Annotated in this window: 17 protein-coding genes; 14 read left to right on the plus strand and 3 right to left on the minus strand. The window is 70.8% G+C overall.

All coding sequences use genetic code 11. The features are described 5' to 3' along the window. Positions 1–225 precede the first annotated feature (225 nt). Together AWX74_RS15870 and AWX74_RS15875 are read left to right on the plus strand one after the other, a co-directional pair. Positions 226–1,398: an amidohydrolase family protein gene (locus tag AWX74_RS15870; RefSeq protein WP_091277343.1), complete on the plus strand. Its 1,173-nt coding sequence runs from the start codon at positions 226–228 to the stop codon at positions 1,396–1,398. Between the two features lie 206 nt (positions 1,399–1,604). Continuing rightward, positions 1,605–3,200, plus strand: a complete 1,596-nt coding sequence (locus AWX74_RS15875; protein WP_091277345.1) for an AMP-binding protein — start codon at positions 1,605–1,607, stop codon at positions 3,198–3,200. Between the two features lie 25 nt (positions 3,201–3,225). On the opposite strand, the gene AWX74_RS15880 is transcribed toward AWX74_RS15875, so the two are convergent. Continuing rightward, positions 3,226–4,137: a helix-turn-helix domain-containing protein gene (locus tag AWX74_RS15880; RefSeq protein ID WP_091277346.1), complete on the minus strand. Its 912-nt coding sequence runs from the start codon at positions 4,135–4,137 to the stop codon at positions 3,226–3,228. A 189-nt stretch (positions 4,138–4,326) separates the two neighbouring features. Here AWX74_RS15880 and AWX74_RS15885 point away from each other — a divergent pair, with 189 nt between their 5' ends. From AWX74_RS15885 to AWX74_RS15895, 3 genes are read left to right on the plus strand one after another with little or no spacing between them, the layout of a single operon-like run. Beyond that, complete coding sequence (locus AWX74_RS15885; RefSeq protein WP_091277544.1) at positions 4,327–4,791, plus strand: pyridoxamine 5'-phosphate oxidase family protein; 465 nt, start codon at positions 4,327–4,329, stop codon at positions 4,789–4,791. A gap of 41 nt (positions 4,792–4,832) precedes the next feature. Then, entirely contained in the window at positions 4,833–5,669 is an 837-nt protein-coding gene (locus AWX74_RS15890) for an SDR family oxidoreductase (RefSeq protein WP_091277348.1), read from the plus strand. Continuing rightward, on the plus strand, positions 5,659–6,516 hold the full coding sequence (locus AWX74_RS15895) for a maleylpyruvate isomerase N-terminal domain-containing protein (RefSeq protein WP_226930776.1): 858 nt from the start codon (positions 5,659–5,661) through the stop codon (positions 6,514–6,516). Before AWX74_RS15890 ends, AWX74_RS15895 begins: the two co-directional genes overlap by 11 nt. A 63-nt stretch (positions 6,517–6,579) precedes the next feature. Here the strand turns inward: AWX74_RS15895 and AWX74_RS15900 are convergent, their stop codons facing one another. Continuing rightward, positions 6,580–7,794 carry an amidohydrolase family protein gene (locus tag AWX74_RS15900; protein WP_091277350.1) on the minus strand — a complete coding sequence of 405 codons (1,215 nt, stop codon included), beginning with the start codon at positions 7,792–7,794 and terminating at the stop codon, positions 6,580–6,582. A 252-nt stretch (positions 7,795–8,046) separates the two neighbouring features. After that, positions 8,047–8,709, minus strand: coding sequence for a TetR/AcrR family transcriptional regulator (locus AWX74_RS15905; protein ID WP_091277351.1), 663 nt, complete (start codon positions 8,707–8,709; stop codon positions 8,047–8,049). A 306-nt stretch (positions 8,710–9,015) separates the two neighbouring features. On the opposite strand from AWX74_RS15905, the gene AWX74_RS15910 reads away from it, so the two are divergent. The 9 genes from AWX74_RS15910 (at position 9,016) to AWX74_RS15945 (ending at position 17,438) form a co-directional block, all read left to right on the plus strand. Beyond that, the gene (locus AWX74_RS15910) at positions 9,016–10,497 is read left to right on the plus strand and encodes an aldehyde dehydrogenase family protein (RefSeq protein WP_193209635.1); all 1,482 of its coding nucleotides are present in this window, start codon (positions 9,016–9,018) and stop codon (positions 10,495–10,497) included. Next, a complete protein-coding gene (locus AWX74_RS15915) occupies positions 10,472–10,747 on the plus strand; it encodes a ferredoxin (protein WP_311983307.1) in 276 nt (91 codons plus the stop codon). Before AWX74_RS15910 ends, AWX74_RS15915 begins: the two co-directional genes overlap by 26 nt. Continuing rightward, entirely contained in the window at positions 10,744–11,544 is an 801-nt protein-coding gene (locus AWX74_RS15920; protein ID WP_091277353.1) for an SDR family NAD(P)-dependent oxidoreductase, read from the plus strand. The genes AWX74_RS15915 and AWX74_RS15920 overlap by 4 nt, the downstream gene beginning before the upstream one ends. 52 nt (positions 11,545–11,596) lie before the next feature. Further along, positions 11,597–12,055 carry a nitroreductase family deazaflavin-dependent oxidoreductase gene (locus tag AWX74_RS15925; protein ID WP_091277355.1) on the plus strand — a complete coding sequence of 153 codons (459 nt, stop codon included), beginning with the start codon at positions 11,597–11,599 and terminating at the stop codon, positions 12,053–12,055. Position 12,056: 1 nt separating this feature from the next. Next, a complete protein-coding gene (locus AWX74_RS15930; protein ID WP_091277357.1) occupies positions 12,057–13,316 on the plus strand; it encodes a cytochrome P450 in 1,260 nt (419 codons plus the stop codon). After that, a complete protein-coding gene (locus tag AWX74_RS41315; protein ID WP_165615653.1) occupies positions 13,313–13,768 on the plus strand; it encodes a Zn-ribbon domain-containing OB-fold protein in 456 nt (151 codons plus the stop codon). The genes AWX74_RS15930 and AWX74_RS41315 overlap by 4 nt, the downstream gene beginning before the upstream one ends. Continuing rightward, complete coding sequence (locus tag AWX74_RS15935; protein ID WP_165615654.1) at positions 13,755–14,930, plus strand: thiolase family protein; 1,176 nt, start codon at positions 13,755–13,757, stop codon at positions 14,928–14,930. The genes AWX74_RS41315 and AWX74_RS15935 overlap by 14 nt, the downstream gene beginning before the upstream one ends. 55 nt (positions 14,931–14,985) lie before the next feature. Then, entirely contained in the window at positions 14,986–16,140 is a 1,155-nt protein-coding gene (locus tag AWX74_RS15940) for an amidohydrolase family protein (protein WP_091277359.1), read from the plus strand. An 83-nt stretch (positions 16,141–16,223) separates the two neighbouring features. Further along, positions 16,224–17,438, plus strand: a complete 1,215-nt coding sequence (locus AWX74_RS15945) for a CaiB/BaiF CoA transferase family protein (protein ID WP_091277361.1) — start codon at positions 16,224–16,226, stop codon at positions 17,436–17,438. The last annotated feature ends 14 nt before the right edge of the window (positions 17,439–17,452 follow it).

The following is a 17,452-nucleotide window of genomic DNA, read 5'->3' on the forward strand; positions in this document are numbered from 1 at the left end:
ATCGGGGCCGCGCCAAGGCGGCCCCGAGCCGACCTCGACCAGTCGACAGGAGTTGCCAGCACACATTAGGCTGTGCGCGTTGGATAAAATATTCAGCAGGCTCGACGGTTGCCTGACACACGGGCAGACCGACCAGGCGCTCCCCCAAGCGGCATGAACATGAAACGATGTTCTACCTTGGAAGGCGAGCAGCTGTGTTCGAGGCCCACCTGGGGAGGTCGCGGCGTGACTACGGACGGACTGCGCGCTTTCGACGCGGACAATCACTACTACGAGGCCCTGGACGCCTTCACCCGCCACATCGAGCCCGAGTTCGCCAAGCGCTGCATGCAGTGGGCGGAGGTCGGTGGCCGCACCCGGCTGCTGGTCGGCGGGAAGGTCAACAAGTTCCTGCCCAACCCGACGTTCAGCGCGCTGGCCAAGCCCGGCGCGCTGGAGCGGTACTTCCGAGGCGAGGTCGGCGGCCCGGTCATCAACCTGTTCGGCGAGCTGGCCCCGCCCCGCCCCGAGTACCAGAACCGGGACGCCCGACTGCGGGTCATGGACGAGCTGGGCCTGGACGGCGCCTACTTCTTCCCGACCCTCGGAGTCGGCATGGAGCGGGCCCTGCAGAACGACCTGCCCGCGGCGCGGGCCGCCTTCCGGGCCTTCAACCGGTGGCTGGACGACGACTGGGGCTTCGCCTACCAGGAGAAGATCTTCGCCGCGCCCTACATCTCGCTGTCGGATCCGGCGGCGGCGGTCGCCGAGCTGCGGTGGGCGCTGGGCAGGGGAGCCCGCATCGTGGTGATGCGAGCCGGCCCGGTGCGCACCGAGATGGGCCTGAAGTCACCGGCCGACCGGATGTACGACGAGTTCTGGGCGCTCGCGAACGAGGCGCGGGTGGTGTGCGCCTACCACGGCGGCGACGACGTGTATTCGGAGCTGATCGGCTGGTGGAGCGAGAGCGACGAGACCGAGGCGTTCCGCCGCACCCCGCTGCGGGCCCTGCTCTCGCCGACGGCCGTGGCCGACACGTTCGCCGCGCTGCTCGCGCAGGGCACGATGCACCGCAACCCGCAGCTGCGGTTCGCCGCGATCGAGACCGGCTCGGACTGGGTCACCCCGCTGTTCAAGTCCCTGAAGAAGTCGTTCGTGCAGGGCGGCGAGGCGTGGGCGGAGGACCCGCGGGAGACCTTCCGGCGCCAGGTCTGGGTCTCACCGTTCCACGAGAACGACCTCGCCGAGCTCAAGAAGCTGATCGGCGTGGAGCGGATGCTGATGGGATCCGACTGGCCGCACGTCGAGGGACTGGCCGATCCGCTGTCGTTCACCAAGGACCTGGCCGCGGCCGGCTTCGACGACGCCGAGATCAGGCTTGTGATGCACGACAACGCGGCCTCGCTCATCGGCGTCTGACCGCCCCCGGCGTCTCCCAGCGGCACTGTGAAGGAGTGACGGACGTGTCCATCGGTCTCGACGAGGATCACAAGGCGCTGGCCGATTCGGTCCGCGGTTTCGTGTCCCGGCAGTCGAAATCCAGCTCAACGTCATCGCCGAGCGCATACTCGGGCTCCCGCGCGAGCTGACGCCCAGCTGACGCCTGCTTTAGGGGTGACTCGACAATGGACGGCAACTTAGGAATCGAGCTTCCTGCTCTGCACCCGTTCGTGGGTATGGACGTGACCTCGGCGCTGGAGGAACGGTCACGGCGGTACGGCGAGCGCCCGTTCCTCGTCTGGGAACCGCCGGACGGAGCGCGCCGCACCTGGACCTACGGCGAGTTCGCCCGCGACGTGCGTGCCGTCGCGGGCGGGCTGGCGAGCCGGGGCGTGCGCGCCGGCGACGCCATCGTGATCCATCTGGACAACAGTCCGGGCTTCCTGCTGGTCTGGTTCGCGTGCGCGCGGCTCGGCGCGGTCGCGGTCGACCTGAACACCCGGTACGCCGAGGATGAGCTGGCGCACGCCGTCGAACTGACCGGTGCCGTCGGGATCGTCACCGACCCGCGGCTCGGGCTCGCCGACTGCCCGGCGGTGACCGCGCTCGGGTGGACGGCTCTGCTCGACCCGGCCACCGGGACCGTGCCGGAGCTGGTCGGTGACCCGGAGCTGGCCCCGCACCGGGAGGCCGACCCGGCGGCGGCACTGTGCGTCCAGCTGACCTCCGGGACCACGGCCCGTCCGAAGGCGGCCCTTTTCACCCACGCCAACGCCCTGTGGGCGGGCCGGGTGGGGGCGCTGCTCTGGCGGCTGGCGCCGGACACCATCCAGTTGGTCTACGCCCCGCTGTTCCACACCCACGCGCTGTGCTGGCAGCTGTTGCCCACCTTCTGGGTGGGCGGCACCGTGGTGGTCCAGCCGAAGTTCTCCGCCTCCCGGTTCTGGGAGGTGTCCCTCCGCAACAGGTGCACCCACACCGGGCTGCTCCCGCTGCTGTTGAAGGTCGTCACCAGCCAGCCGGTTCCGGAGCACAGCTACCGCAGCTGGATCTTCGGTCTCGAGATGCCCCGGCTGGACGCCCTGCTCGGCGTCAGGATCTTCAGCGCCTGGGGCCAGACCGAGGTCGTCAGCACACCTGTCGTCGGTGAGCTCGACAACCCGGTCGACGAGGGCGCGATCGGCCGGCCGGCACCGGGCTATCAGGTCCGGGTCCGCCGGGACGACGGCGCCGACGCCGGCCCTGGAGAGACCGGTGATCTGCTCGTCGGAGGCATCCGCGGCCTGTCGGTGTTCGCCGGGTATCTCGCCGACCCGGCCGCCACCGCCGCCGCCTTCGAGGACGGATGGCTGCTGACCGGGGACCGGGTGACGGTGCTGCCCAGCGGCACCCTGAGGTTCGCCAGCCGCGCCAAGGACATGCTCAAGGTCAGCGGCGAGAACGTGGCCGCCGCGGAGATCGAACGCGTCATCACGACCGTGGCGGGAGTGGGCCAGGCCGCCGTCGTCGCTCGGCCGGACCCGGTTCGAGGTGAGGTGGCCGTCGCGTTCGTCATCGCCGCGGCCGCGGATCCCGACCCCGACGAGACGGCCCTCCAGGAAGCCGTCGTCACCGCGTGCCAGCAGCAGCTCGCTGACTTCAAGGTCCCCCGCGCCGTGTATGTCGTGCCCGAGCTGCCGACGGCGACCCTCGAGAAGGTGGCGAAGGGGACGCTGCGGCAGTGGGCCGCCGACCGGCACCGCGCGGAAAGCTCTCCGCCCCACCCGGAGATGTCCCGATAAAGGCGGAGATGGCCCGGTCTCGCGACTATCGGTCCAGGCTGGCCGGCCTGCCGTCGTCGTCGAACGCCGCGTTGACGGCGGCGGTGGCTCGGGTCACGTGGTTCGCGATCTCGTCGGCTCGCCTGGCGGACAGCGCCCGCAGCGGGTGGACGCCGATGCTCGCGGTGGCCTGGCGGGTGTGCGGGTCGAACACGGGCGCGGCGATCGCCGTGACAGGCCGCCGGTCCTGGTCCGTCGCGCCGGTGGAGGGCAGGCCGAGTCTGGCGATCTCGGCCAGGACGCCGTCCATCGCTCGCCGCACCGGCTGGGCCTGCGGGTCGGCCCGCAGGCTGGCCATGGCCCTGGCGGCCTGCGCCATGGCGGGGTCGAGGCGCTCGAGGGTGTGGCCGCGTTCGCGGGTGGCGGTGAGCAGGCCGTCGAGGCGCTCGGCCAGCACGGGGTCGGTGATCGCGCCGCGGTCCATCCAGGCCCGGCGCCCGTCGCTGTTCTCCCAGGCGGCGAAGACGACGCCGAGCGGCGCCGCGAACGGGAAGCGGTCTCCGGCCGCGGCGTCGGCGACCTGGCACGCACCCAGGTCGATCGTCGTGATGACGAGCTCGTCGCCGACGCGCTCGGTCATCACGGCGGGGTAGCCGAGGTCCTTCGCGAGTCGGTGGACCGCGGCCCGGGCCGGCTGATGACGCGAGCGCTCGGCGGCGGCTCGGGCCGCGACCGCCGCGAGCGCCGGGCCCAGGGTGAACGTCCGGTGGTCCGGGTCCCTGACGGCCCAGCCGCGTTCGCAGAGGGTCGCCATGATCGCGTGGGCGGTCGCCTGGGTCAGGCCGAGGTCGCGCACGAGGTCGCCCAGCCGCGGAGCGGGCCCGCTCTGCCCGCGCTGGGCGAGGAGTTCGAGGACGTCGAGCACCCGCGTCGTCGGCGGCGATGCGGCGTTCGGCACGGCTTGACCTTTCTCTCGCGGCCACTCTACGGTATCGAAATAACGATGAGATCTCATCGAATATTCGAAATATTCTTCGATCTCCGTCTCGGAGGTCGAGCGCCCCGGCCGAGCGCAGCAGAACACCCCGGCCAGGCGCGGCAGAAGAGAACGCCGACATGAGAGCGAGGCCTCGTGCAGCCTGACCTGATCAGCACCCAGCGTCGGGGACGCCGGATCGCCCTGACCTCCGACGAGGTCGACGCACTGCTCACCGAGCACCGCGTGTGCCGGGTCGCGACGCTGACGTCCAGCGGCGCGCCGCACGTCAGCCCGCTCTGGTACGTCTGGGACGGTACCTCGCTGTGGCTGTACTCGATCGTCCGCAGCCAGCGGTGGGCCGACCTGCTGCGCGACGGGCGGGCAGCCGTCGTCGTCGACGCCGGTGACGACTTCGGCGAGCTGCACGGCGTGGAGCTGCGCGGCCGGTTCGAGCAGGTCGGCAGCGCCCCCCGCACCGGCGCGGAGGACCACCCCGAGCTGGCTACGCCGGAACGGCTGTTCGCCGCGAAGTACATCGCCAACCCGGATGGCTCGATGTACCACGACGGCCGGCACGCCTGGCTGCGTCTGACCCCCGAGAAGGTCGCCTCCTGGGACCACCGCAAGATCTAGCGCCCACCAACGCACATTCCCAAGGCGGAGGCCAGGTTCACATGAGCCATCTGAACGGCAAGGTCGTGCTGGTCACCGGCGGCGCGAGCGGCTTCGGCCGGGAGATCACCACCCGGCTCGCGCGAGGCGGCGCGATCCCGGTCGCGCTCGACGTCAACGCCGAAGGCGCCGAGAAGCTGGCGGCCTCCCTCACCGCCGAGGGCCACCAGGCCCGCGGGCTCGGCCTGGACGTCCGCGACCGCCGGGCGTTCGCCGGGGTCGTCGACCGCGCGGTGGCGGACCTCGGGCGGGTCGACGTGCTCGTCAACAACGCCGGCATCATGCCCCTGGCCCACTTCGCCGACCACGAACGGGCCGCCGACGCCTGGGACCGGTGCATCGACATCAACCTCAAGGGCGTGCTGCACGGCATCTACGCCGTCCACGACCACATGATCCGCCAGGGCGGCGGTCACATCGTCAACATCTCCTCGGTGTACGGCAACGCCGGCATCGCCGGGGCCGCGGTCTACGGCGCGACCAAGGCCGCCGTCGCCACCGTGTCGAACGCGCTGCGGGTCGAAAGCCAGGGCCGCATCAAGGTGACGGTCGTCCGCCCCAGCGGCGTCGTCGACACGAACCTGTCGAGCGAGATCATCGACTTCACCGCGCCCGCCGCGCTCACGGCGCACCGCGCCGGCGTTTTCCAGGAGCACGCCCAGGCCTTCTTCGGCGGCGGCACGCCCGCCGCCGGGCTGACCGACCCCGAGGACGTCCGCTACTGGTCGCTGTCCGCCGCCCAGGTCGCGGACGAGATCGTCCGCCTCATCGACCAGCCGCTCGGCGTCGCCGTCACCGACATCACCCTGCGAGCCACCGGAGAGGACTATGTCTTCTGACGCCGCGTCCGCTGACGCCGCGATGTCCACCGCCTCCGTGCTCTCCGCCGGCAACAGCACGGTGGCGCTCGAGCACACCCTCGCCGAGACCCTCGACGTGTTCGGCGCTCTCACCGCCGACGAGCTCGCGGCCCCGTCCGCCTGCGACGGCTGGACGGTCCACACCACCCTCGCGCACCTCACCATCAGCGTGGCCGGGTTCGCCGGGCTGATTCCGATCACGCCCTACGACCAGGGCCTGGAGTTCGAAGCGGCGGTCGACGCCCACACCCACGAGGTCGCCGAACGGCCGACCGCGGAACTCCTCGACATCATCAGGTCATCGGTGCCAGCCGTCCTGGCCATCTTCGGCGGGCTGACCGACGAACTCGCCACCACGCCCGTGAACATGGGCACCGCCGGCACCTACCCGCTCGCGAGCCTCGCCGACGCCATCGTCTTCGACCACACCTGCCACACCCGCTGGGACGTCCTCACACCCCGCGGGCCCGTCCGGCGCGCCCTGCCCGGTCTCGACGGTGAACGCCTGGCCGCCGCGAACCGCTGGCTCATCGGCGGCATCCGGCAGATGACCACCGAACGGTTCCGTGAGCTGCTCACCGACCCGCTGGCCCTCGTCCTCACCGGACCGGGCGGCACGGCTCTGCGGCTCCTCCCCCACGCCGAGGCAACCGAGATCCACCACGACGCCACGGCCGCGCAGGACGGGACGCGCGCCACCGTGCGCACGAGTGCCACCGATTTCATCCTCTGGGGAACCGGCCGGGAAACACGACACGACCGAGTCGAGATCACCGGCGACACGGCCTACGCCAACACGGTCCTCGACGCCTTCCGCGTCTACTGAACCGCCACCCGGGCAGGCCGAGCTGACGTCAGGCCGTTTCGGCCTGACGTCATGGCACGGCCTTCAGACGGTCGACAGCTGCTTCTGGGCGTTGAGCAGGGCGCTGTTGGAGTTCTCCGGAAGTGCGTCGAGCGGCTCGGCGATCTCCTCGACGCTCGGGCCGTACTGTTCGGCCAGCAGCGCGAGTGCGTCGAGGTCGAAGCCGTAGAGGCGGGCGGCGTTCCCCGCCAGCAGGTCGCGCAGCTCCGGCTCGGGCAGGTCGTGCATCACCTGACGCAGCGCCTGGCGGGTGTACGGTCCGGTTCCCTCGTCATGCGGGTAGTCGCTGCCCCACATCCACCGGTCCCGGCCGATCACCTCGCGGGCGGCGACGTCGTCCGGCCGCGGGAAGCTGGCGCCCACCCAGCAGTTCTGGTGGAAGTACTCGGTCGCCGAGCGGGGCAGCGCATTGTCGCTGGTGTACTTCAGCTCGCCGATCTCACCACCGCGGATCTTGGCGATGATGTCGTCGAGCTGTCGCAGCAGCGGTGGAACGAACGAGGCCGAGGCCTCGGTGATGACGAACTTCAGCCGCGGAAAACGCTCGAACACACCGGCGAGCAGCATGTGGACGAACGGGCGCAGGCCGTAGAAGCTGACTTCGCTCATCATGATCGCCGGTACCGAGGCGAAGCGGCCGTAGTTCGGTGAGCCGGTGCCGCCGTGCAGGTTGACCGGGATCTCAAGATCCTGCAGCGCCGCCCAGAGCCGGTCGTAGTCCGGGTGGTAGAGCGGCTTCACCCACTTCACGTCGGGCGCGACGTTCGGCAGCAGCACGCCGCCACGCAGGCCGTGCTCCTTGATCCAGGTCGCGTCCGCGATGGCGTCGTCGATGTCGTTGAGGAAGATCTGCCCGACGCCGGCGCGCTGCGCCGCCTTGCGGGCGCAGAAGTCGGCGAGCCACCGGTTGTGGGCCAGGATGCCGGCGCGGCGGTGCGGGTACTCCTCCGCGGTGGGCGGGCCGGCGAACAGCACGAAGCCCGGGTAGAACGGCGGTACAGTATTCGGGAAGATCACTTCGCCCACGACACCGTCGGCGAGCTGGTCGCTGTCGCGCCGATCGTCGTCCCAGTTGCGGACGCGCAGGTCGGTGTCGCGCAGGTCCTTCCAGGGGTTCTTGTACTTCCCCCGCCAGGCGTCGAAGTCGTCATGGAAGGACGGGTCGAGGTACTCGCGGTAGGTCGCGTGGTTCGCGCCGGCGTGGGTGTCGGCGGAGATGATCGTGTAACGGGCGCCCATCAGAACTCCCTCAGATGGAACGGACTGGGCTCAACAGATACTAGAACACGAATCTATTCCTAGTCCTGCGTCGCCGTCCCGTCAGCCGTCGCGGCAGCACCGCGACGCGTCGGCCGCGGCAGGTACGGGCGGGCTCGGACGTCCCGGCCCGCCGTTTCGTGGTTCGAGCTGAAGCCGGCCCGACAGCGCGGCGACCAGACTGGAGTTCCGACGCGGGACACGGACCCCCGCGGAGGGAGCCCGCCGGGTCTCCTACCCGGCCCCGCCGCGTACGACCGACTCGACCAGCGTTCTCATCCACTCCCGCACCCGACGGTCGACGTCGGCGGTCGCCTCGACACCGGCGCCGGTGAGGCCGATCGAACCGAACAGCCGCCAGCCGAGCGCGACGACCTGCAGGAAGGCGGCAAGCAGCCGGGCCTCGTCCTCCGGCAGGTCCAGGCCGTCCTGCCGCGCGGCCCGGACCATCATCGACGCGACCTGCTGAAGTCCAGGCGAAGGCCCGAACACGTCGACCGGATCACCTTCGAGCGCCGCCCAGCCCATGATGCGCCCGACACTGTCGTCCGCGGTCAGGAAGATGTCGATCGCGTCGGCGAGGTCGTCGATGTGCTCGAACCGGGTCGCCGACCTCGCCGAGACCCGCTGGTACACCGCCCGCAGCAGTTCCTCCCGGGTGCCGAGGTACTGGTAGACGAGACCGAAGTTCACGTCGGCGTCCTCGGCGATCTCACGCAGCCGCACCTTGGACGGCCCCTGCTGCGCGATCAGCCGCTGCGCCGAATCCAGCAACGCCTCGCGCACCTCCGCACGACCGCGCGGTCGCCGGGCGCGGCCCGCACCGTCGGCCGCCGAGTCCGAGTCGTCCGGGCGCGGCTCGGGCCGCGATTCCGTTCCGCTGCTACCTGGGGCCACAGGGTCGCATCCTAGGCGCTCCCGGACGGCAAGGCCGGAGTCCTCGATGACCGACAGGATGGCCCTTGCATTGGTTTAGTCGCCCGACTACAGTCACCTGACTAGGTTACCAATTAGAACTTTGATTCAGCGCTGCCGGCACGAGAGTTCATGTCGTGCCGGCGATGCTGGCCAGAGGCTCGCCGCGGGGCTCCCCCACGGCGAGCCCGCATCGACGCCCGCGTCGGCCTGCGCACACAACCACGCGGCCGGCAAATCGCAGCTCAGAAACGACATCCCTACGGACGCACGGACCGGAGTCGCTTCGTGGCAGACCACCTCACGTTCGACCAGCTCTACATCGACGGCCGCGCCGTAGCCGGAGAGTCGGATGCCCTCGCGGTCGAAGACCCAGCACTAGAACAGAATTTCACTCATGTGCCCACGGCCTCACTGGCCCAGGTGGACCAGGCGGTCGATGCGGCGCGACGGGCGTTCGATGACGGCCCGTGGAGTCGCCTCCCGGTGGCCGAACGGGTCACCGTGCTGCGGCGCTTCGCCGATCGGCTGCGCGAGAGCCGCGACGAACTGATCGAGACGGCGATCCGCGAGACCGGCGCGACCAGGCTCGTCGCGCAGTGGGCGCAGGTCGACATGGCCCTCGACCAGGCCCGTCAGCTGGCGGACCTGTTCGCGACGCTGCCCGAGTGGGAGCACAACGAGCTGCCGCTGGCGGACTCGTTCGATCCGGCCGGCCGCGACGTGCTGCTCAGCATCCGCCGTTACGAGCCGTGCGGTGTGGTCGCGGCGATCAGTCCCTACAACTTTCCGCTCCAGACGAACGTGTGGAAGGTGGTCTCGGCGCTGGCAGCGGGGTGCAGCGTCGTCCTGCGCCCGAGCCCGCTGACGCCGCTGACCGCGCTGGCGCTGGGCGCGGCCGGGCTCGACGCCGGTCTGCCGCCCGGGGTGCTCAACGTCGTCGTCGAGCGTGACTCCCAGGGCGCGGAACTGCTCACCAGCGATCCGCGGATCGACTGTGTGTCGTTCACCGGGTCCACGGCGGTGGGCCGGCGGATCGCCGCCCAGGCGGCCCCGACGGTCAAGCGGCTGCTGCTGGAACTCGGCGGCAAGTCGGTGCAGCTCTACCTGCCCGACGCGCTCGGCGGGGTGGAGGCCGGGGTGTCGACCGTCTTCGGCTCGCAGAGCGGACAGGGCTGCGCGCTGCAGACCAGGGTGCTGGTGCCGCTGGAGAACCTGGACGAGGTTGTCGGGCGGCTGGCCGCCGTCGCCGGCGCGCTGCGGGTGGGTGACCCTCACGACCCGGCGACCGTCGTCGGCCCGGTCATCTCAGCGGCGCAGCGGGACCGCGTCGAGCAGCTGGTCGCCGCCGGCGTGGCGGCGGGTGGGCGGCTGGTGGCCGGCGGCGGTCGCCCGGCCCACCTGCCGGTCGGCTACTACATCGAGCCGACCGTCGTCGTGGTCGACGACAACCGCAATCCGCTTGCCCAGCAGGAGGTCTTCGGCCCGGTGGTGACCGTGCAGGGCTACCGCGACGTCGACCATGCCGTCGCCATCGCGAACGACAGCGAGTACGGCCTGTCCGGCGGCGTCTACACCGCCGACCTGCGGCTCGGGCTCTCCATCGCCGAGCGCATCCGCTCCGGGACAGTGCAGGTGAACCGGGGCGCCGCCAACGCCTACACCCCGATGGGCGGGTACAAGCAGAGCGGGATCGGCCGCGAACGCGGCGTGGCGGGATTCCGGGAGTACCAGGAGCTCAAGCATGTCGTCGTCGCCGGCGCCCGCTGACCCGATGGCCACCGACGGGAACCGGCGTGCCGACGCGCGCGGATCCAGCCTGCACGTGGACCGCGACCTCTGCATGGGCTCAGGGTCCTGCCTGTTCCAGGCACCCGCGACCTTCGACCTTGACGACGAGATGAAGGTCGTCGTCCTCGATGGATCCGACTCCGCGGACGCGGTCCGTGCCGCCGTCGATTCCTGCCCGTCCGGCGCGCTCAGATTCGTCGCCCGATCCGAACCAGGGGAGAACTCGTGACATCACCATCGTTAGCCGGACAGACAGCAGTGATCACCGGTGCCGGCTCCGGTGTGGGTCGTGCGTCCGCCCTGCGGTTCGCCGCCGCGGGTGCGCGGGTGGTCTGCGCCGACGTCCGAGAGGACTGGGCGAAGGAGACCGCGCGCCTGGTCGGCGCGGCGGGCGGGACCGGGGTGGTCACCCGCTGCGATGTCGCCGTGGAAGCCGATGTCGCCGATACGGTCGCGGCGGCCGTCGAGAACTTCGGCCGGCTCGACATCATGTTCAACAACGTCGGAATCACCGGCTTCAAGCCGGGCGCGTCGTTCGAGGACTTCACCGCGGACGACTTCGCCCGGCTGACGGACGTCAACTTCCGGGGCGTCTTCAACGGCTGCAAGTTCGCGGTGAAGCAGTTCAAACAGCAGGGCCGCGACGGTGATCGCGGCGGCGTCATCGTCAACACCGGTTCGGTCGCGGGCATCGTCGGATTCGGCAGCGTCGTCTACGGCGCGACCAAGGGCGCGGTCAACCAGATCACCCGCGGTATCGCCATCGAGTGCGCGCCGTTCGGCATCCGATGCAACGCCATCTGCCCGGGTGCCATGCCGCTGACGAACTTCACGCCCGTCTCCCCCGGAGCCGAGTTCTCCCCGCCGGCGCAGCAGTACCTCGACGAGGTCGCCGCCCTCCAGCCGCTGGGCCGCTACCTCACCGCCGAGGACTGCGCCGAGGCGGCGCTCTTCCTGGCATCGGACGCGTCGAAGAACATCACCGGCATCCTGCTGCCGGTCGACGGCGGATACACCGCCCGTTGAGGACGCGACCGGGGCCGCGGTCCAGTGGCCCCAGGGAGAGGAGGCGAGATCCGTGACGGAGAACCCCGCACCGACGACCGGCGACGGCGGTTACACGGCACCCGATCTGGCATTGTTCGGCGCGGAACACGTCCGCCGTTATGTCGAGACCGGCGGCGCCGTCGGCCACAGCTGGAACGGCGTGACCTGCCTGGTGCTCTGGACGACCGGGCGACGCACCGGGCAGCGCCGGGCGACGCCGCTCATCTACACCTCCGACGGCGACCGCTTCGTCGTCATCGCCTCCCAGGGCGGTGCCCCGGCTCATCCCGGCTGGTACCACAACCTCCTCGCCGAGCCCAAGGTCGAGGTGCAGGTGCTGGCGGACCGGTTCACGGCGACCGCCCGCACCGCCGAGGGCACCGAACACGAGCGTCTGTGGAGCCTGATGGCCCAGCGCTGGCCGAACTACGACGAGTACACGAAGCGGACGACACGCAGGATTCCCGTCGTCGTTCTCGAGCGAGGCTGACATGGTCGCGAGTGACGTTCCCACCCTGGACCCACAGCGCATCCGCGAGCTGTTCGACCTGCGCAGCGACGTCTACGCCGCCCGCGGCGGGGCCTTCGAGACGGACCCGTACCCGGCGTTCCACCAGCTGCGCGAGACCGGGCCGGTACATCCCGGCATCGTCGGCCCGCTGGTCGGGTTCCACGGCGAGGCGTTCTTCCAGGGCCTGCCGTACCCGGAGCTGCCGCACTTCTCGGTCTTCGACCACGCCACCTGCCAGTCGGTGTTGCGGGACAACGACACCTTCGTGTCGGCGCCGAGCGCGCCCGGCCCCGAACGCGCGATGGCCGACACGTTGCTGCTCTACATGGACGGGGTGAAGCACCGCCGCTACCGCGCCCTTGTGCAGCCGTCGTTCGTGCCGAAGCGGGGCGGTTGGTGGAGCGAACGGTGGATCGAGTCCACGGTTCGGGCGCTGCTCGACGCGATCGAGCCGCTCGGCCGTTCCGATCTCAACGTGGATTTCTGCGCGGCGATTCCGCTGCTCACGATCTGCGGCAGCTTCGGCATCGGCGTGTCCGACGCGCTGCGGATCCGCGAGGCGGCCACCGCCGACGGACGCGACGCCCACACCCTGGTCGACATCCTGGCCCCGATCATCGCCGAACGCCGCCGGGAGCCGGCGGACGACCTGATCAGCGTGCTGGTCCAGGCGGAGGTCACCGAGGAGGACGGTGAGCGCCATCGGCTCTCCGACGTGGACATCCTGGGTTTCTCCCACCTGCTGCTCGCCGCCGGCTCGGGCACGACGTGGAAGCAGATGGGCATCACCCTGCTCGCTCTGCTGACCCACCCGCAGTGGCTCGCCGCCGCCCGGGCGGACCGGGCGGTGCTGCGCGCCGCGATCGAGGAGTCGCTGCGCTGGACGCCGACCGACCCGATGTTCTCCCGCTACGCCACGAAGGACACCACCCTCGGCGGTGTCGACGTCCCGGCCGGATCGGTCATCCACCTGTGCTTCGGTGCGGCGAACCGCGATCCGGCCCGCTGGGAGCGGCCGGACGAGTTCGACCCGTCCCGCCCGCCGGGCGCACACCTCGGTTTCGGCGGTGGCCCGCACATCTGCCTCGGGATGCACGTCGCCCGCGCGGAGATCCTCACCGCGATCTCCGCGCTGCTCGACCGCCTCCCGAACCTGCGCCTCGACCCGGACGCCGAGACGCCGCGGATCATCGGCATGTACGAGCGCGGGCCGACCGCGGTGCCGGTGGTGTGGGGATGACGTGGGTCGAGGAGTTCAGCCGGGTCGCGCCCCCGCTGACGGAGCGGACGGCGCCGTTCTGGACCTCGGGCGCGGACGGCGTGCTGCGGATCGCGCACTGCCGTGACTGCGGGCGCTACCTGCACCCGCCGCGGCCGGTCTGCCCGGCCTGCCGGGGCCGCGACGTCGGGTTCGACCCGGTGTCCGGCCGCGGCACCGTGTGGTCGTGGACGCTGAACCGCTACCAGTGGGTTCCCTCCATGCCACCGCCATACCTGGTCGCGGACGTCGAGCTGGTCGAGCAGCCCGGGCTGCGCCTGCTGACCAACGTGGTCGACTGCCCGCCGGAGCGGATCCACGTCGGCCTGCCGGTGCGGGTGTGTTTCAGCCAGGCCGGTGACGCCTACATCCCGCTGTTCCGCCCCGATGGTCCGGCGAGCGAGGAGCGGGGAGCAGACGATGAGCGGGAGTGACGGCCGCCGGCCCGAGGACGCGGCGCTGATCACCGGGGTCGGCCGGTCGGCGATCGGCCGTCGGCTGCGGGTGGACCCGTGGGTGCTCACCGCGGACTCCGCACTGGCCGCGATCGCCGACGCCGGGCTGACACCGGACGACATCGACGGGGTCTCGACCTACCCGGGCGCGTTCTGGTCGACGCCCGGCATCACCGGCGCCGGTGTCGACGACGTCCGGGCGATGCTCGGGCTGAACCTGCGCTGGCACACCGGTGGCGGCGAGCTTGCCGGCCAGCTCGGCTCGATCGTCAACGCCGTGCTGGCGGTCGCCGCCGGGCTCGCGACCCACGTGCTGTGCTTCCGGACGGTGTGGGAGTCGACCGCGCAGGAAGGCTTCGGCGGCCGGTCGGCGACGCTGCTCGGCGGCGGCGGAACCCCGGGCCAGCCGGTGCGCTTCGGCCGGGAGCTCACCCAGTGGTCGACCCCGTTCGGGATCGGTTATCCCTGCTACGCGGCGATGGAGATGCAGCGGCGCATCGAGCTGGCCGGCGCCAGCCGGGAGAAGTTCGCCACGCTCGCGCTCGTCACCCGCGCCTACGCGGCCCGCAACGAGGCCGCGGTGTACCGCGATCCGCTCACCCTCGACGAATACCTAGGCGCCCGGATGATCTCCGATCCGATCTGTGTCTACGACTGCGACGTCCCGGTCGACGGTTCGGTGGCGTTCGTGGTCTCGAACGCGGCGGCGGCCGGGGACCCCGGGCGGGCGCTGCGGCTGGAGGCGATGGGCTCCGCCTCCGGGTTCGACGAGTCCGCCGCCATGATGTGGGAGCGGACCGACCTCAAACCGGCCGACGTCGACCTCGCGCAGGTCTACGACGGCTTCTCGGTCTACGCGCTGCGCTGGCTGGAGGCCCTCGGGTTCTGCGGCCGCCACGAGGCGCTCGACTTCATCGAGGGCGGAGACCGGATCGGCCCGACCGGCGATCTGCCACTGAACACCGGCGGTGGCCAGCTTTCCGGCGGGCGGCTGCACGGCTACGGCGGCCTGCTGGAGGCCTGCCTGCAGCTGCGCGGCGAGGCCGGCGCCCACCAGCTACCCACCGCCCGTCAGCTTGCCGTCGTCACCAGTGGCGCGGAGTCGTTCACCTCGTCCCTGCTGGTCGGGGCACCGCGCTGAGCGTGTGTCCCCATCAGCGGCACGGTCGCGAACATCGCGAACAGGAGTAGTGCACATGTTGCCAACGACCACCCGAATCATGTCGGCGGACGACCATCTGATCGAACCGGCCCACCTGTGGGTCGACCGCGTCCCGGCGAAGTACCGCGACGGCTGCCCGAAGATCGTGGAGGTCGACGGCCGGCAGGCCTGGCTCTACGAGGGTGAGCACACCTACATCCCGATGGGCTCCTGTCGTGCGCTGCCCGGCTTCTCCGAGGCCGGCTACCCACCGGCGCCCGGCACCGCCCGCTTCGACGAGATACGTCCCGGCTGCTACGACCCGGTCGAGCGGCTGAAGGACATGGACATCGACGGGACGTGGGGCCAGCTCTGCTTCCCGAACTACGCGCGGTTCGCCGGGCACCGCTTCTTCCTGAACGTCACCGACCTGGAGCTGGGGCTCGCCTGCCTGCGCACCTACAACGACTACCTGCTCGACGAGTGGTGCGCGACCGACCCCGAGCGCCTCTTCGGCGCCGTCATTCTCCCGCTGTTCGACGTCGAGAAGGCCGTCGAGGAGCTGAAGCGGGTGCTCGCCAAGGGCGCGCGGGCGATCGCCTTCTCGGAGAACCCGACCGTGCTCGGCCTTCCCTCGGTCCACACCGACCACTGGGATCCGCTGTGGGCGGTGGCGAACGAGGCCGGCATTCCCATCTGCATGCACATCGGGAGCTCGTCCCGGCTTGTCACGACCTCCGCGGACGCCCCGCCGACGGTGCTCGTCGCGCTCAACGGCGTGAACTCGATGATGGCCGGCGTCGACTGGCTGTTCGCCGGCATTCTGGAGCGCTTCCCCCGACTTAAGGTCATCCTCTCCGAGGGCGGCGCCGGGTGGATTCCCTACATTCTCGAGCGGGCGGAGAAGGCGTTTCACGACGGCCGCCTGAGCCAGGACACCTCCATCGGCCAGGCCGGCGTCAAGGCCACCCGGTCGCCCCGTGAGGTGTTCGCCGAGCACATGTACGTCTGCCTCGTCGACGAGCGGTTCGCGCTGCGCAGCCTCGCCGACGTCCCGGTCGACAACCTGCTGTTCGAAGGCGACTTCCCGCACGGGGACGGGCTGTGGCCGAACAACCGCGCCTACCTGGAGAAGGCCCTCGCGGACGTGCCCGACGCGGACGCCGTGAAGATCGCCGAAACGAACCTGCGCGGTCTGCTGCGCGTCTGAGTTCGTTCTGCGTTCCTCCTTCTTCGTTCCTCGTCCGCCGCTCCTGATCCCGCGACGAGGAACCGACGAGAAACCGGAGAGTCATGCCCTACGACCTGCTTGCCGGAGTGCGCGTCATCGAGGCGTCGATGTACGCGTTCGCGCCGTCCGCCGGCGCCGTACTCGCCGACTGGGGCGCCGACGTCATCAAGATTGTTCCCCCCGACGTGCGCGACCCGATGAGCGGCAACATCATCGCCGGTCTGCCGGAGCGCGAGGTGGGCGTCGCGTTCATGTGGGAGATCACGAACCGCGGGAAGCGCTGCATCGGCGTGGACCAGCGCACGAAACAGGGCCGGAGGATCGTGGCGGAGCTGGCGCGCGGCGCCGACGTCTTCATCACCAACCTGCTCCCGGACGCGCGCCGCCGGTTCCGGGTGGACGCCGAGGACCTCACCGCGATCAACCCGAACCTCGTCTACGCCCGGGCGAGCGCGCACGGGCCGGCAGGGCCGGAACGTGACGCCGGCGGCTTCGACCACACCGACTTCTGGGCGCGCACCGGGATGGCCCACGCGGCCAGCCAGGTGAGTGACGAGTTCGTCCCGCAGCCCGGCCCGGCGCTCGGCGACCTCGCCTCGGGCGCGTTTCTGGCTGGCGGCATCGCGGCCGCGCTCTTCCGGCGAGAGCGCACCGGCCGCGGTGGGGTCGTCGACGTCTCGCTGCTCTCCTCCGGCATGTGGATGTTCGGGCCCGGCGTGGTCGCGAGCCAGCTCTACGACGTCGACGCGATCCCCCGCAACCGCCACCACGAGCTGCCGAACCCGTTCGTCGCCGCCTACACCACCCGGGACAGAAGGCTCGTCTACCTCTCCGGCATCCAGACGGAGAAGCACTTCGACCGCTTCTGCGAGACCGTCGACCGCACCGACCTGCTCACGGACCCGCGGTTCGCGACCGCCGCCGCCCGCGCGGAGAACGCGCCGGCCTGCATCGCCGTCCTCGACGAGATCTTCGCCTCCCGCGACCTCGTCGAATGGATCACGCTGCTGGAGAAGATCGCCACCCCCTGGTCGCTGGTGCAGACCGCCCGGGAGGCGGCCGACGACCCGCAGGTACGCGCGAACAACTTCGTCACCACCGTCCAGAAGGACGCCGTCTCCTACCCGCTGGTGGCCAGCCCCGCGCAGTTCGACGGCGTCGCTCCGGCGCTCGCACCGGCCCCCGGCCACGGCGAGCACACCGAACAGGTCCTGCTGGAGCACGGCTACAGCTGGGACGACATCGTCCAACTCAAGATCGACGGAGCTGTGCTGTGAGGACCGGACGGAGG

The organism is Parafrankia irregularis (assembly GCF_001536285.1).
Classification (GTDB): Bacteria; Actinomycetota; Actinomycetes; order Frankiales; family Frankiaceae; genus Parafrankia; species Parafrankia irregularis.

Excerpts from the sequence above, each read along its gene's own strand:
- AWX74_RS15915 (WP_311983307.1), top strand. The coding sequence starts at position 10,472 with ATGTCGTCGTCGCCGGCGCCCGCTGACCCGATGGCCACCGACGGGAAC.
- AWX74_RS15930 (WP_091277357.1), top strand. The coding sequence starts at position 12,057 with ATGGTCGCGAGTGACGTTCCCACCCTGGACCCACAGCGCATCCGCGAG.
- AWX74_RS41315 (WP_165615653.1), top strand. The coding sequence starts at position 13,313 with ATGACGTGGGTCGAGGAGTTCAGCCGGGTCGCGCCCCCGCTGACGGAG.
- AWX74_RS15935 (WP_165615654.1), top strand. The coding sequence starts at position 13,755 with ATGAGCGGGAGTGACGGCCGCCGGCCCGAGGACGCGGCGCTGATCACC.
- AWX74_RS15890 (WP_091277348.1), top strand. The coding sequence starts at position 4,833 with ATGAGCCATCTGAACGGCAAGGTCGTGCTGGTCACCGGCGGCGCGAGC.
- AWX74_RS15895 (WP_226930776.1), top strand. The coding sequence starts at position 5,659 with ATGTCTTCTGACGCCGCGTCCGCTGACGCCGCGATGTCCACCGCCTCC.
- AWX74_RS15940 (WP_091277359.1), top strand. The coding sequence starts at position 14,986 with ATGTTGCCAACGACCACCCGAATCATGTCGGCGGACGACCATCTGATC.
- AWX74_RS15945 (WP_091277361.1), top strand. The coding sequence starts at position 16,224 with ATGCCCTACGACCTGCTTGCCGGAGTGCGCGTCATCGAGGCGTCGATG.
- AWX74_RS15900 (WP_091277350.1), bottom strand. The coding sequence starts at position 7,794 with ATGGGCGCCCGTTACACGATCATCTCCGCCGACACCCACGCCGGCGCG.
- AWX74_RS15875 (WP_091277345.1), top strand. The coding sequence starts at position 1,605 with ATGGACGGCAACTTAGGAATCGAGCTTCCTGCTCTGCACCCGTTCGTG.